This window comes from Bradyrhizobium sp. Ken64, assembly GCF_055807555.1.
Genome location: NZ_JBVVPA010000004.1, coordinates 374,917 through 389,673, shown reverse-complemented (window position 1 = coordinate 389,673; position 14,757 = coordinate 374,917). Strand labels below are relative to the sequence as shown.

At 64.5% G+C, this 14,757-nt stretch carries 16 protein-coding genes; 2 read left to right on the top strand and 14 right to left on the bottom strand.

Annotation, left to right across the window (positions count from 1 at the left end):
* The first annotated feature begins 186 nt into the window (after positions 1 to 186).
* Both AC0L2F_RS09980 and AC0L2F_RS09975 read left to right on the top strand, forming a co-directional pair.
* Positions 187 to 1,329, top strand: coding sequence for an OpgC domain-containing protein (locus AC0L2F_RS09980; protein WP_473248253.1), 1,143 nt, complete (start codon positions 187 to 189; stop codon positions 1,327 to 1,329).
* Between the two features lie 87 nt (positions 1,330 to 1,416).
* Positions 1,417 to 2,025: a TetR/AcrR family transcriptional regulator gene (locus tag AC0L2F_RS09975; RefSeq protein ID WP_473248292.1), complete on the top strand. Its 609-nt coding sequence runs from the start codon at positions 1,417 to 1,419 to the stop codon at positions 2,023 to 2,025.
* A gap of 7 nt (positions 2,026 to 2,032) precedes the next feature.
* Here the strand turns inward: AC0L2F_RS09975 and AC0L2F_RS09970 are convergent, their stop codons facing one another.
* The 14 genes from AC0L2F_RS09970 to urtB all read right to left on the bottom strand — a co-directional run bounded on the left by AC0L2F_RS09970 (position 2,033) and on the right by urtB (position 14,743).
* Positions 2,033 to 3,691 (bottom strand): CHASE domain-containing protein, encoded by a 1,659-nt coding sequence (locus AC0L2F_RS09970; protein WP_473248252.1) that lies wholly within the window; start codon positions 3,689 to 3,691, stop codon positions 2,033 to 2,035.
* Between the two features lie 296 nt (positions 3,692 to 3,987).
* A complete protein-coding gene (ureG, locus tag AC0L2F_RS09965; RefSeq protein WP_007599817.1) occupies positions 3,988 to 4,611 on the bottom strand; it encodes an urease accessory protein UreG in 624 nt (207 codons plus the stop codon).
* Between the two features lie 159 nt (positions 4,612 to 4,770).
* Entirely contained in the window at positions 4,771 to 5,499 is a 729-nt protein-coding gene (locus AC0L2F_RS09960) for an urease accessory protein UreF (RefSeq protein WP_473248291.1), read from the bottom strand.
* Positions 5,480 to 6,091, bottom strand: coding sequence for an urease accessory protein UreE (locus AC0L2F_RS09955; RefSeq protein ID WP_063994685.1), 612 nt, complete (start codon positions 6,089 to 6,091; stop codon positions 5,480 to 5,482). Before AC0L2F_RS09955 ends, AC0L2F_RS09960 begins: the two co-directional genes overlap by 20 nt.
* 14 nt (positions 6,092 to 6,105) lie before the next feature.
* Positions 6,106 to 6,405, bottom strand: coding sequence for a putative quinol monooxygenase (locus AC0L2F_RS09950; RefSeq protein ID WP_007599815.1), 300 nt, complete (start codon positions 6,403 to 6,405; stop codon positions 6,106 to 6,108).
* Positions 6,406 to 6,547: 142 nt separating this feature from the next.
* Entirely contained in the window at positions 6,548 to 8,263 is a 1,716-nt protein-coding gene (gene ureC, locus AC0L2F_RS09945; protein WP_063994684.1) for an urease subunit alpha, read from the bottom strand.
* Between the two features lie 37 nt (positions 8,264 to 8,300).
* Positions 8,301 to 8,840, bottom strand: a complete 540-nt coding sequence (locus tag AC0L2F_RS09940; RefSeq protein ID WP_063996794.1) for an HD domain-containing protein — start codon at positions 8,838 to 8,840, stop codon at positions 8,301 to 8,303.
* Positions 8,841 to 8,897: 57 nt separating this feature from the next.
* Positions 8,898 to 9,203, bottom strand: a complete 306-nt coding sequence (locus AC0L2F_RS09935) for an urease subunit beta (protein WP_007599812.1) — start codon at positions 9,201 to 9,203, stop codon at positions 8,898 to 8,900.
* Between the two features lie 111 nt (positions 9,204 to 9,314).
* Entirely contained in the window at positions 9,315 to 9,617 is a 303-nt protein-coding gene (locus AC0L2F_RS09930) for an urease subunit gamma (RefSeq protein WP_007605424.1), read from the bottom strand.
* Positions 9,618 to 9,641: 24 nt separating this feature from the next.
* Positions 9,642 to 10,472 (bottom strand): urease accessory protein UreD, encoded by an 831-nt coding sequence (locus tag AC0L2F_RS09925; protein ID WP_007605422.1) that lies wholly within the window; start codon positions 10,470 to 10,472, stop codon positions 9,642 to 9,644.
* A 31-nt stretch (positions 10,473 to 10,503) separates the two neighbouring features.
* Positions 10,504 to 11,199, bottom strand: a complete 696-nt coding sequence (urtE, locus tag AC0L2F_RS09920; protein WP_007605420.1) for an urea ABC transporter ATP-binding subunit UrtE — start codon at positions 11,197 to 11,199, stop codon at positions 10,504 to 10,506.
* Positions 11,200 to 11,202: 3 nt separating this feature from the next.
* Positions 11,203 to 11,964 carry an urea ABC transporter ATP-binding protein UrtD gene (gene urtD / locus AC0L2F_RS09915; protein ID WP_027515450.1) on the bottom strand — a complete coding sequence of 254 codons (762 nt, stop codon included), beginning with the start codon at positions 11,962 to 11,964 and terminating at the stop codon, positions 11,203 to 11,205.
* A complete protein-coding gene (gene urtC / locus AC0L2F_RS09910) occupies positions 11,961 to 13,139 on the bottom strand; it encodes an urea ABC transporter permease subunit UrtC (RefSeq protein WP_063994681.1) in 1,179 nt (392 codons plus the stop codon). The genes urtD and urtC overlap by 4 nt, the downstream gene beginning before the upstream one ends.
* Positions 13,136 to 14,743: an urea ABC transporter permease subunit UrtB gene (urtB, locus tag AC0L2F_RS09905; RefSeq protein ID WP_473248251.1), complete on the bottom strand. Its 1,608-nt coding sequence runs from the start codon at positions 14,741 to 14,743 to the stop codon at positions 13,136 to 13,138. The genes urtC and urtB overlap by 4 nt, the downstream gene beginning before the upstream one ends.
* Positions 14,744 to 14,757: the final 14 nt, after the last annotated feature.

Below are 14,757 nucleotides of genomic sequence, written 5' to 3'. Positions count from 1 at the left end.
GCTAGCGCGCGTTAGAATATTTCGTCGTAGGTCCCGCAAGCGCAATCTTTCGGAATTCGACGCTGGCGGCGCCGCGCCAAATTTCCGTCGCCCGGCGCGAATGTCCCCCACTCACGCAAACGCTACTCGGATAGGCAGGCGGTTGCCGCTAAAAGCAGCGCCCCTGATTCCAAAAGTCATTTTTCGATGAAACCGTCCGTCCAGGCGAACCTCGCCGCATTCCATCACGACCCCCGGCTCTATTTGACGCTTGGCATCGCCAACTGGTCGGTTTTCGTCGACCACATCCCGAACAACGTCGTCAATTTGCTGACGCTGCGCAACTTCGGCTTCAGCGGCGCCGCAGACTTGTTCGTATTCGTGGCCGGCTATGGCATGGCCATCATTCACGGCAAGATCGCCCTGGAGCGCGGTTACGTCGTCGCGGCGACGCGCATCTTCCAGCGCATGTGGCGGCTCTACGCCGCCTATGTCGTCCTGTTCGTGATCTATATCGACACCATCGCCTATGTCGCCTCGCAATCCAAGGCGCCCGAAATCATCCACGAATACAACATATCGGGAATTCTCGAGCACCCGCTGCGCATCCTGGTGCGTGGCCTCGTGCTCCAGGAGGAGCCGCTGAATCTCGATCTGTTGCAGCTGATGATCCCGCTGATGGCCTTCTTTCCGTTCGCGCTGTGGGGGCTGTTGCGGCGGCCGAACCTGACGCTTGCGGCATCGGTCGCGCTGTACGTCGCGGCGCGCTGGTTCGACTGGAATTTCCATGTCTATCCGGACCAGGAGTGGACCTTCAACCCATTCTGCTGGCAGATGCTGATGGTGCTGGGCGGCTGGTTCGCCGTGACCGGAGCGTCGGGCCGCGCGCTGCACGGCCTGTCCTGGCTGCGCGTGCTTGCAGGCGCCTATCTCGTATTCGGGATGGCGATCACGCTGATGCGCCACTCGCCGGCGCTTGCCGCCTACCTGCCGGACATCGTGCTCGACAACATCACGCCGACCGACAAGGAAAACCTCGCACCGTATCGCGTGGTCCACTTCCTCGCGCTCGCTTTCATCGCGACACATCTCGTCCCGGCCGATCATCCCGGCCTGCAATGGAGATCGCTACGGGCGGTCATCCGATGCGGCGAGGAATGGCTCGCGGTGTTCTGCGTCGGCGTATTGCTGTCCCTCGCCGGCCATCTCATCCTGATCACCGGCGCCAATCTGGTGGTGATGCAGATCGCCGTGAGTCTGGCCGGCTTCGCGGCGATGGCCGCGGTCGCATATTACATCGCCTGGTCGAAGCGGCAGGACCTGCCCGCGGCCTTGCGGCAACAGGCCTAGCCCGGCACCTTCCGATTCCGCTAGGCCCGCCATCACGGCTGGGCTATGCGGAGCGGCAGCGGATTGCGCGAGGAGGCCGGCGTGGTGATGGCGAATGGCGGGGGTGAGGGAGCCGACACCGCGCCCCGGCGCGGCCGGCCAAGGTCGATCGAGACCACCAACGCCATCCTCCAAAGCGCCTATGCGTTGATGGCCACCACCGGCCTTGCCGCCACCACCATCGACGCGATCGCGCGCCACTCCAGCGTCTCCAAGATGACGATCTACAAATGGTGGCCGTCCCGCGAAGCCTTGCTGATCGACGCCTTTCTTCACCATGCCGCGCAGATGCTGCCGCTGCCGCCTGCAAGCTCGGGCAGCCCCGCCGCGCGCGCACGCCGCCATGCCGCCGCCTATGCCGAAGCCCTCCAGGGCGAGTTCGGCAAGGTCCAGCTCGCCGTCATCTCCGAATGCATCTCCAAGACCGGCTCGGCGGAGCTGTTCTACGCCCGCTACCTGCAATTCCGCCGTGACGCGCTGATCGAGATGATCGCCGCAGGCCAGAGCGACGGCAGCATTCTGGCGGAAGCACCGCCGCAGGATCTCTACGACGCGATCTATGGCAGCCTGTTCTACCGCTACGTCTTCGGCATCGCGCCGATCACGCCGGCCTACGCGCGGACTCTGGTTGACCTCGTGCTGCGGCCGACGAGCTAGCCTGGAATTACCGCGCCGGCCGGATCGGTGCTGACAGCTTGTCGGTGCGGTCGCGCTCGGTCATGTCCTCGACCGTCTCCATCGGCGCGGTCAGCTCGTAGACATAGGAGACGTCGGTGAAATAGCGCTTGGCGGTGCCGCCGAGCGCCTCGGGCGCGACGCGGTCGAGCAGGATCAGGCCGAAGTCGGAATCGGGGCGGCGCGTCGCTTCGCTGGTGTTGAACTCCTCCCAGCGGAAATAGAAGACCTCGCCGGCCCCCTCGTTCGTCACCGTCCAATTGGCAGTGATGTGCGGATGCTTGCCGACCAGCGACAGGCCCTCGTCGGAGTGCGAGGCGAGCTCGAAGAACAGCAGCGACAGGCTCTGCGCCGCGCGCGCGCTGACTGCGATATCAGGGCCGGTGACGGCGATGCGGTCGGCATGCGGGATGGCGCGCGCCTCGAACAGGCCCTTCAGCTTGACACCCTGCCACTGGCTCTCGCTCAGCAGCGAGACGACGTTGGACATGGCGTGAATGCGGCCGATCAGGAGCTCGCGCGCGACATCGATGTCGGAGCCATGGCGCAGCGTGCGGGTCACGATCGACTGGATCACCGCCAGGATGTTTTTGACCCGGTGGTTGAGCTCGTCGATGACAGCCGTCAGCCGGCGCTCGAAACCGATTCTGACCTGGATTTCTCGGCTGAGCCGCAAATTGTTGTAGGCGACATAGCCGAACAAGCCGCACACCATCGCGGTGATCGCAAGGCCGATCGCCGCCACGATAATCGCAGTCTGCTCGGCGCGGCGCGCCGAATTGGTCTTGGCGTAATAGCCGAGCTGCCAGTCGCGACCACCGAAGCTCACCGTGCGCGTCGCCGACGGCGCCGGCCCATCCGCCGCCGTCGTGCGGGCCGAGACCACGCCTTGATCGTTGGCGACGAGCTCGCCACCCTCCCGGCGCGGATCCTTCAGCGCGACCGCGAACAACGACATGTCGTCGTTGGTCAGCATCAGGGAAGAGAGCTCGTAGGAAAATGTGATGAAGCCCGCCGGCTCCGTTGCGCCCTCTGGGATGACGGGAGCGGCCACAATGATGCCGATCGGCCCGCCGCTACGCAGGAGGGCAACCGGTTCTGAGGCAACCGACCTCTTCTCCACTCTGGCGCGCGCCAGCATGGCGCCGCGCACCTGATCCTGGTCGTAACTGCGGCCGGGCAGCCCCTTGGTCTCGTTGCTTCGCGGCTCGAGATCCATCAGCACGTCGATCGGCTGGGTGACACCTGCCGGATCGATCGGCTTGTCGTCATAGCTGCGGATTCGCGGATTGGGGAAGCCGGCGCTCGCGATGGCGGCCTGCGCTGCGGCAAGCTCGTTCGGCTTCAGTCGGGCGATCCAGCCCGCCACCACGAAATCGGTCTTGAAGGCGTAGATGGCCGAGCGCAGCGGCTCGAGCATGTTGGGCTTGAGCACCGACGGCGCCCGGAACAGCCCGGAGGCAACCCGCGCGAGCAGTTCGCGCTCGGTGAGCCGGTCCTGGACCAGGCTTGCATGGACGTCGATCGCGCGTGCCAGCGCGATCCGGTCCAGCGCCAGCTCCTGGTCGTGGACGCGATAAGCCGCAAGCCCGGAGAGCAGGGCTCCGAGCAGAGCAATGAAGCCAATGATGAAACCCAGCCTGACCACGCGACTACTCAGGCGAAAGCAGGAGGTCGGCAATAAACACGGAGCATATGGACGCCGCTCGAACGGGCACGTGCCGAAACAGGGTGAACCCCAATGGCCGGGATAATGAAGGAGGAGGCATCGGTACGCAACTTGGTCGCCTGAGAAGCTTAAATCGGCCCGCCGATGGTCGGGCCGGGATGGATTTGCTCCGGGCACCGGAGGTAATCAATTGCCGTGACCGAAATTTGTTCCGCGGACACGGCTTTGCCCAACGCGTTAACGGGGGAAACGCCTGCGTTAGGTCGTCGCGGCGGTCAGCCGGCCCGTTTCAAGCCGCCTTTGGCCTCAATGAAGCCGATGATGCGGTCCAGCCCCTGGCTCTTCTTCAGGTTGGTCATGACGAACGGCCGCTCGCCGCGCATGCGCCTGGCGTCCGTCTCCATCTTTTCCAGGGAGGCGCCGACATGGGGCGCCAGGTCGATCTTGTTGATGACAAGGAGGTCGGACCGGGTGATGCCGGGGCCGCCCTTGGACGGAATCTTGTCGCCGGCGGCCACGTCGATGACGTAAATGGTGAGATCGGCGAGCTCGGGGGAAAAAGTGGCAGCGAGGTTATCACCGCCGGATTCGATCAGCACGAGATCGAGCCCGGGAAACTTGGCGCGCATATCCGCCACCGCGGCGAGATTCATCGAGGCGTCCTCGCGGATCGCGGTGTGCGGGCAGCCGCCGGTCTCGACCCCGGCAATGCGATCCGGCGTCAGCGAGCCGGAGCGTACCAGGAATTCCGCATCCCATTTGGTGTAGATGTCGTTGGTGATCGCGGCGATGTCGTAGCGCTCGCGCATGGTCTTGCAGAGCAGGTCCATCAGCGCGGTCTTGCCCGATCCGACCGGACCGCCGATACCGACACGCAAGGGGCCGTGAGAAGTAGGCATTGAGTCTTTCCTATCGTCGTCCTGGCGAAAGCCAGGACCCATTACCACTGAACCCGATTGTCACGGTACGCTGCAGCCACATCTGTGCACAGCCACGCGCACTCGTGGTTATGGGTCCTGGCTTTCGCCAGGACGACGGCGGAAAGCAGCTCACCCTGCTCATGACCGAAACAGCCGCGTATATTGCGTCTCGTGCCGCAGGCTGGCGAGGTCGGCGCGAAATGCCGCGCCGCCGACATCGTCCAACGTCGCATTCAGCGCACGATTCGCCGTCGCCGCAACCGCGGCTTCCAGCCTCACCAGCACGCGCTGGCTGTCGGTCTGGCCGAGCGGAATGAGCCGGCTGGCCGCGGAAATCCAGTTCGAGACCAGCGCATGCAGGAAGGCGTGCAGCGTCGGCGCCAGCGGCACGCCGTGCATCGCGGCGACCACGCCAACAGCAACTGGATAGACCAATGGGGTGCAGCATGCCGAAACCATGGCATCCAGCCCATCGGCATCCCATGCGGCGCGGGCGATGTCGATGAAGGCACGGCCCTGCGATGTCGTCTCCAGCTGCCGCTCGCGCGACGGCACGAAGGCCGCGGCGAGCTCTGCGATATCGCCCAAGGTGTCGCCCTCACCCGCTTCAGTGGCGCGATAGGCGTGGACCAGAAACGTCGCATCGCAGAAGCCAGAGCCATCGCGAAGCATCGCATCGAGCCAGTCCGCCAGCGACGCGGTGTCGGCTATGTCGCCGGCCTCGACCGCCCATTCGATGCCGCTGGAGTAGGAAAAGCCCCCGACGGGAAACGCGGGCGACAGCCAGGTCATCAGCCGGTAAAGCGCCGCCGCCTCGCGCTCCGCGAGGTCGCGGGCCGCGAGCGGCTCATTTGTGGTCATGAGCATGCTTGTGGCCGTGGTGATGATCGGGGTGATCGCAATGCTCGTCGTGGTGGTGAGCGTGACCGTCGCCATGAGCGGCATGATCATGGTGGTGATCATGACCGTGATGATCATCGTGGCCATGATCGTGATGCGCGTGGCCGTCGTGTCCATGCGCATGACCGGCATCGGCATAGGCGCCGCCTTCGGGATCGAACGGCGCCTCGATCTCGATCACACGTGCGCCGAGGCCCTTCACCATGGCTTCGATGACGTGGTCGCGGCGGATGCGCAGGCCCTTGGCCATGATCTGCGTCGGCAGATGGCGATTGCCGAGATGCCAGCCGACGCGAATAAGGTGGTGCGGATCGTGGCCGCGGATCTCGAGCAACGGCTCGGGCGCGGCGACCACCTCGACCAGCCGGCCGTCCTCCAACACCAGCGCATCGCCGCCGCGCAGCGCGACGGCATTCTCCAGGTCGAGCAGGAATTCGAGCCCCCGCGTCCCCGTCATCGCCATGCGGCGGCGGTGTCGATCGTCGAAATCGAGCACGACCGTATCCGCCGGCGCTTCCGCGAAGCGGTGTTGTCCCCTGACCTGCGTCGCCCGGATCATGCGCTTTTACCCCGTTACCGTGTCTCGACCTTCTCGGGCGTGATCACTTCGATCTTCGGTGGCGCCGTAAAACACTTCACCGCGACGCGGCCGAACGTCTTCATGTGCTCCATGGCGCGATGCGGCACCAGCGCCTCGGCATTCTCCCACTGCTCGACGAACACCATCTTGGCGGGATCGGTGACGCTCTCATGCAGATCATAGGCGATGTTGCCGGGCTCTTTCCGCGTCTCCTTGATGCAGGCGGTGGCGGCTGCAATGAATTCGGCGCGCGTTTCGGGCTTGATGGTCAGGGTGGCAACGACGTAGATCACGAGAAATCCTCCCGGCTTTTCTTCTGGGCTTCAGATACCGGGCGGGACCTTAGACCAAGCGCGATCGAACGCAAAACCCGGAAAAGCTGCTCCCGGATATGCGGCCAGGACATGTTCCTGAGACATGCGTCGAGGCACTATTTCAGTACATGAAATATCGCTGCGCCATCGGCAGCACCTCGGCGGGGGCGCAGGTCAAGAGCTCGCCGTCGGCGCGGACCTCATAGGTCTCCGGATCGACCTCGATATTGGGCGTAGCGTCGTTGTGGATCATGCTCTTCTTCGAGATCCTGCCGCGGGTGTTCTGGACCGCATAGAGCTTCTTGTCGATGCCGAGCTTTCGCGCGAGGCCGCCCGTGATCGCGGCCTTCGAGGTGAACACCACCGAGGATGCGGTCATCGCCTTGCCGAAGGCACCGAACATCGGCTGGTAATGCACCGGCTGCGGGGTCGGAATCGAGGCGTTGGGATCGCCCATGGGAGCCGCGACGATCATGCCGCCCTTGACGACGCAATCCGGCTTGACGCCGAAGAAGGCCGGCGACCACAGCACGAGATCGGCGAGCTTGCCCTTCTCCACCGAGCCGATCAGCTTCGAAACGCCATGGGCGATCGCGGGATTGATCGTGTATTTGGCGATGTAGCGCTTGACGCGGAAATTGTCGTTGTCCTTGCCCTTGTCCTGCGGCAGCGAGCCGCGCTGCTTCTTCATCTTGTCGGCAGTCTGCCAGGTCCGGATGATGACCTCTCCCAGGCGGCCCATGGCCTGGGAGTCCGACGAGATCATGGAGAGCGCGCCAAGATCATGCAGGATGTCCTCGGCCGCGATGGTCTCCTTGCGGATGCGGCTTTCAGCAAACGCCAGATCTTCCGCGATCGAGGGATCGAGATGGTGGCAGACCATCAGCATGTCCAGATGTTCGTCGATGGTGTTGCGCGTGAAGGGCCGCGTCGGATTGGTCGAGGACGGCAGCACGTTCTTGAGCCCCGCGACCTTGATGATATCGGGAGCGTGACCGCCGCCAGCGCCCTCGGTGTGAAAGGCGTGGATGGTGCGGCCCTTGAAGGCCTTGATCGTATCCTCGACAAAGCCGGATTCGTTGAGCGTGTCGGTGTGGATCATCACCTGGATGTCGTAGTCGTCGGCGACCGACAGGCAGGTGTCGATCGCGGCCGGCGTCGTGCCCCAGTCCTCGTGCAGCTTCAGCGCACAGGCGCCGGCCTTGATCATCTCGACCAGCGCGGCGGGCCGCGAGGCGTTGCCCTTGCCGGAGATGCCGAGATTGACCGGGAATGCGTCGAACGACTGGATCATCCGCCCCATGTGCCACGGCCCCGGCGTGCAGGTGGTGGCGAACGTGCCGTGCGAGGGCCCGGTGCCGCCCCCTAGCATCGAGGTGACGCCAGACATCAGCGCGTGCTCGATCTGCTGCGGGCAGATAAAGTGGATGTGGCTGTCGAAGCCGCCGGCGGTGAGGATCTTGCCTTCGCCGGCGATCACGTCGGTGCCGGGGCCGATGATGATGGTGACACCGGGCTGGATGTCGGGATTGCCGGCCTTGCCGATGCCGGCGATCATGCCGTCCTTGATCGCGACGTCGGCCTTCACGATACCCCAGTGATCGACGATCAGCGCATTGGTGATGACGGTATCCGCCGCGCCCTGCTTGTTGGTAACCTGCGACTGGCCCATGCCGTCGCGGATCACCTTGCCGCCGCCGAACTTCACTTCCTCGCCGTAGGTGGTGAAATCCTTCTCGACCTCGATGACGAGATCGGTGTCGGCCAGCCGCACCCTGTCGCCGGTGGTCGGGCCGAACATGTCGGCATAGACGGAACGCTTTATTTTGACGGACATCACAAGCCCCGTTTGCGTTTGAATTTGGGATCGGTGCTCACAGCGAGGTCCTCGCTGTGAGCACCATGTCGTCGAATGTCATATCGAGCCAAGAGTTGGCGCCGCGGCAACCGGCGACAACCTGCTCGGCCCAGTCGGTGTAATCGACGAGGTCGTCACGTTCCTCGGCCGTCGGATCCGAATGTACGCGCGCGCCGATATTGCTGATCTTGTCGGCGATCTTGATCAGCCTGGCGCCAGCCGATTTTTTCGGTGCGTCGAGCACCTGACGCCGCCGCCGCTCCGGCTTAGGCAGGCTCATATCGTCGGTGCACTCGTCGACAAGCGACGCGACACGGTCAGAGAATTTTTGCGCGAGCTCCTCGCGCGTGGTGTCGGTGTCCTCGATCGCATCATGCAGCCAGCCGGCGGCAACGAGTTCGGCGTCGGCGCCGTCTGTCGCAGTGGCAAGCAGGTTCGCGACCTCGGCGAGGTGGTTGATGTAAGGCTCATGACCGCGGCCCTTGCGCGCCATCCCGTTGTGACGGCGCGCGGCGAGTTCGGCGGCTTCGGAGACGAGGCGGACAGGTGACAGCATGGCAAAGTCCTCCGTTTTCGCCTCAACCATGCCGCGCCACGCTCGTTCCTGTGGATTTCACAGCTTCCCCATCACGTCGCCGCGGAAGCCGTAGATGGTCTTCTTGCCGGCCACCGCGACGAGCTGGACGTCGCGGGTCTGGCCCGGCTCGAAGCGAACGGCGGTGCCGGCGGCGATGTCGAGGCGCATGCCGCGGGCTTTCTTGCGGTCGAACTTCAGCGCCGGGTTGGTCTCGAAGAAATGGTAGTGCGAGCCGACCTGGATCGGGCGGTCGCCGGTGTTGGCAACCGTCAGCGTCACGGTCTTGCGGCCGGCATTGAGCTCGATCTCGCCGTCCTGGATGAAGAGTTCGCCGGGGATCATTCTATCCTCCTCGTCATTCCGGGGCTCGCGCAGCGAGAACCCGGAATCTCAATCAACAACCTTTGGATTCCGGGTTCGCCCTTCAGGCGCCCCGGAATGACGAATTCAAAACTACCTGATCGGCTCGTGGACGGTGACGAGCTTGGTCCCGTCCGGAAAGGTCGCCTCGACCTGGATGTCGTGGATCATCTCGGGAATGCCCGGCATCACCTGGTCGCGGGTGAGAACCTGCGCACCCGATTGCATCAACTCGGCGACGGTGCGGCCATCCCGCGCGCCTTCGAGGATGAAGTCGGAAATGATTGCGATCGCCTCGGGATGGTTGAGCTTGACGCCGCGATCCAGCCGGCGGCGGGCCACGATCGCCGCCATCGAGATCAGAAGCTTGTCCTTTTCGCGGGGAGACAGGTTCATACAAAATCTCTTCCGTTCACTTCGTCAATTCAACCAGAGCCGCGGCAGCGCCGCACCGGTGCGCGCCAACACGGCCATCATGTCGGCGCGCAGGCGCGCCGCATCTTGGGCACAGAACCGCGCCATTGCAAAGCCATTCCAGGCGGATATCCCGACCTCGCCGACGAAGGATTCCGACGCCTCGCGGATGCGCTCGATCAGGGCCTCGTCGCCGGGCACGATCAGCGCCGTCCCGATCGCAGCGCCGCCCTTCGCCACCGCCGATCGCGCAAGCTTTGCGCCGATATTGCCGTCGAGCCTGACGGTCTCGGCGAACACCAGCCTGCCGCCACGACGCAGCCGCCAGCGGTCGACGAACTCGCCCTGCGCCATCCGTTCACCCATCGCGGTACGGCCGAACACCACGATCTCGCACAGCAGGAGCGAGGCAGTCGCATCGAGGTCTATGTCGAAGCGGCGCTGCACGCGCGCCCGGTCGAACAGGATAGTCTCCTGCGGCAGCCAGCCGAGATGCGCGCCTGCGGCAACCTTCAGCGCTATATTGAGCTCCGCCGCCTGCCCTGGCGCGCGATAGACCTTTTCCGCGGCCGCCGTCGTCAGCGTCAGCTTCGAACCATCTGCGGCAGCGATCTCGATGTCGAAGCGATCGCCGCCGGCGACACCGCCAGCCGTGTTGACGAACACGCCGGAGAGCCCTTCGTCCTCCGGCGAAGGGAAGCGTACGCGCAGGGAGCCGGACTCATGCAAGATCCCGCGACGCGTCACACCGTCGCGCGCGTGGACGTCGAAGCGCACCGCGCCGCGGGCACGGTTGGCGTCGAACACCGAAGATGTCGCTGAAACGTCGCTGCGCATCCGCCTCCCCAGCCGGTCGCGGCAGAATGGCCTACAGCGCCATCTGGCGGCTGATTTCGCTCGCGTCGAGATTGGAGCGGTCGCAGGTGAACTTCACCGCGCCGCGATCCATCACCGCAAAACTGTCGCCGAGTTCGCAGGCAAAGTCGAGATATTGTTCGACCAGCACGATGGCGATGTTGCCGAGGTTGCGCAGGTACGAGATGGCACGGCCGATGTCCTTGATGATCGAGGGCTGGATGCCCTCCGTCGGCTCGTCGAGCAGCAGCAGCTTTGGCCGCATCACCAGCGCGCGTCCGATCGCGAGCTGTTGCTGCTGGCCGCCGGAGAGATCGCCGCCGCGCCGTCCGAGCATGGATTGCAGCACCGGGAACAGTGAGTACACGTCGTCCGGAATGTGCTTGTCCTCGCGCCTGAGCGGGCCGAAGCCGGTCTTGAGATTCTCCTCGACCGTCAGAAGCGGAAATATCTCGCGCCCCTGCGGCACGAAGCCGATGCCCTTGCGCGCGCGCTCATAGGGCTTCAGGCCCGTGATATCACTGCCGTCGAGCACGATCGCGCCCGAGGAGATCGGGTACTGCCCGACCATGGCGCGCAAGAGCGAGGTCTTGCCGACGCCGTTGCGCCCGAGCACGCAGGTGACCTTGCCGGGCTCGGCCGCGATCGACACGCCGCGCAGCGCCTGCGCCGCGCCGTAGAACAGGTTGATGTCCTTGACCTCAAGCATCGCTCAGCGCCCCAGATAGACTTCGATGACCCGCTCGTTGGACGAGACCTGGTCGATGGTGCCTTCCGCGAGCACGGTACCTTCGTGCAGGCAAGTGACCTTGACGCCAAGCTCGCGCACGAACGTCATGTCGTGCTCGACCACCATCACGGTGTGGGTCTTGTTGATTTCCTTGAGAAGCTCGGCCGTGAGATGCGTCTCGACGTCGGTCATACCAGCGACGGGCTCGTCGACGAGAAGCAGTTTCGGATCCTGGGCGAGCAGCATGCCGATCTCGAGCCACTGCTTCTGGCCGTGGCTGAGGCTGCCCGCGAGACGGTTGCGGGCATCGGTGAGGCGGATCGTCTCCAGCACCTTGTCGATCTGTTCGGATTCCGCCCGGCTGCCGCGCCAGAACAGCGTGCCCTTGACGCTGTGGTCGACATTGAGCGCGAGCAGCAAATTGTCCTGCACGGTCTGGCTCTCGAACACGGTCGGCTTCTGGAATTTGCGGCCGATGCCGAGCTCGGCGATACGGGTCTCGTCCAGCCGCGTCAGATCGGTGACTCCGTCAAACAGCACCGTGCCTTCGTCGGGCTTGGTCTTGCCGGTGATGATGTCCATCATCGTGGTCTTGCCGGCGCCGTTCGGGCCGATGATTGCGCGCATCTCACCGGGCTCGAGCGTCAGCGAGAGGTTGTTGATGGCGTGGAAGCCGTCGAACGAGACGTGCACGCCGTCGAGATACAGCATTGCGGAGGTCGCGCGGGTGTCCATGACGTTCATTGCACCTCCTCCGCCATTTTGGGCTCGGCGACGCCATCTTCGGCCGCGGCGCTCGCAATGGTCGCGGCGTCGCGCCTTTCCTTCGACGAGTCCCACCAGGCGTTGAAAGTGCCGACGATGCCCTTGGGCAGCAGCAGCGTTACCAGGATGAACATGGCACCCAGCATGAACAGCCAGTAGGGCGCGAGCATGCCGGAGGTGAAGAACGTCTTTGCGTAGTTGACGACGACGGCACCGAGCGCGGCGCCGACCAGCGTACCGCGGCCGCCGACCGCAACCCAGATCACCGCCTCGATCGAATTGCCCGGCGCGAATTCGCTCGGGTTGATGATGCCGACCTGCGGCACATAGAGCGCGCCGGCGACGCCGGCCATGCAGGCCGACACCGTGAACACGAACAGCTTGTAGGATTCGACGCGGTAGCCGAGGAAGCGCGTGCGCGATTCCGCATCGCGCACCGCGATCAGCACCTTGCCGAGCTTGGACGAGACGATGGCGCGGCAGATCAGGAAGCCAGCGATCAGCGCCAGGCAGCTCAGCGCGAACAGCGCGGCACGCGTGCCCTCGGCCTGCACGTTGAAGCCCAAAATGTCCTTGAAGTCGGTCATGCCGTTGTTGCCGCCGAAGCCGAAATCGTTGCGGAAGAAGGCAAGCAGCAGTGCATAGGTCATCGCCTGGGTGATGATCGACAGATACACGCCCGTGACGCGGGAGCGGAAGGCGAGCCAACCGAAGCAGAAGGCGAGCAGTCCCGGCACGATCAGCACCATCAGCGCGGCAAACCAGAACATGTCGAAGCCGTACCAGTACCAGGGCAGCTTCGAATAGTTCAGGAACACCATGAAGTCCGGCAGGATGGGATTGCCGTAGACGCCGCGGCTGCCGATCTGCCGCATCAGGTACATGCCCATCGCGTAGCCGCCGAGCGCGAAGAAGGCGCCGTGGCCGAGCGAGAGGATGCCGCAATAGCCCCAGATCAGGTCGATCGAGAGCGCCAGGATGGCGTAGCAGACATATTTGCCCCAGAGCGCGACGAGATAGGTCGGCACCTGCAGGAACGAGCCCGCGGGCAGCAGCAGGTTGGAGAGCGGGATGAGGATGCCGCAGGCCACGACGATGGCAAGGAAGATGGTCGCGCCGCGGTCCAGCGATCGCGTCAGCATGTGAGGGGTCATGCTTCCACCGCACGGCCCTTGAGCGCGAACAGGCCGCGCGGCCGCTTTTGAATGAACAGGATGATGAGAACGAGGATGGCGATCTTGCCGAGCACGGCGCCGGCGACCGGCTCCAGGAATTTGTTGGCGATGCCAAGCGTGAAGGCGCCGACCAGCGTGCCCCAGAGGTTACCGACGCCGCCAAACACCACGACCATGAAGCTGTCGATGATGTAGCTCTGGCCGAGATTGGGGCTGACGTTGTCGATCTGCGACAGCGCCACGCCGGCGATGCCGGCAATTCCCGAGCCGAGGCCGAAGGTCAGCGCGTCGACACGCGAAGTCGCGATGCCCATCGAGGCCGCCATGCGGCGGTTCTGCGTCACCGCGCGCATTTCGAGCCCGAGTGCCGTGTAGCGCAGCATCGCGAGCAGAATGACGAACACCGCGAGCGTAAAGACCAGGATCCAGAGCCGGTTGTAGGTAATGGTGATCTGGCCGAGCTCGAACGCGCCGCTCATCCAGGAGGGGTTGCCGACCTCGCGGTTGGTCGGGCCGAACATGGTACGCACGGCCTGCTGCAGCACCAGCGACAGGCCCCACGTCGCCAGCAGCGTCTCCAGGGGACGGCCGTAGAGAAAGCGAATGATGCTGCGCTCGATCACGACGCCGAGTGCACCCGCCACCAGGAAGGCGAGCGGCACGGCGATCAGCAGCGAATAGTCGAACAGGCCGGGATAGCGGGTGCGGATCACCTCCTGCACCACGAAGGTGGTGTAGGCCCCGATCATCACCATCTCGCCATGGGCCATGTTGATGACGCCCATCACGCCGAAAGTGATGGCAAGCCCGATCGCGGCAAGCAGCAGCACCGAACCGAGCGAGAGGCCGTACCAGGCATTCTGCACCATCGACCAGACCGCGAGCGAGCTCTGGATCGAACCGATTGCGCTCGCGGCAGCCTTGGTCACTGAGGCCGGTTGGTCGCCCATGCCGGTGAGCAGCGCCATCGCCTCCTGGTCGCCGCGCGCCTTGATGGTGGCAACAGCTTCGAGCTTCTCGACCTCGGTGGCATCAGGCTTGAACAACAGGATCGCTGCGCGGGCGTCACCCAGCGCAACCTTGACGGATCGGTTGGTTTCCTTGGCGAGCGCGCCATCGACGGCTTCGAGCGACGTCTCCTCATGCGACTTGAAGACGGATTGCGCGGCCTGGAGCCGCGCTCCGATGTCCGGTGACTGCAGAGTCAGGCTGCCGATCGCGGCATCGACGCTGCGGCGCAGGCGGTTGTTGAGGCGGACCGCGCTTGCACTGTCGGGCACGCTGGCCACGGCCTGACCGGTCGCGGCATCGATCGACTTGCCGTCGGTGCCGGTGACGTAAACCTTCTTGCTATCGGGGTCGGCCATGAGCCGGCCGTCCTGGAGCGCGCTGATGATCGGAAAGGCCAGCGTATTGCCGCTGCTTGCGACCACGCCGATCGCCTCTTCCGTGTCGGAATAATCATCGTTGGCGAATTTTGCGACCGCATCCTCGAACGGGCCGGCCAAGGCCGGCATTGCGATCGCGATCAGGAACAACGAGAGCAGGAGCGAACAGAGGCGGGCGGACAAATTGGCTGGCACTGTGAAAGACCCCG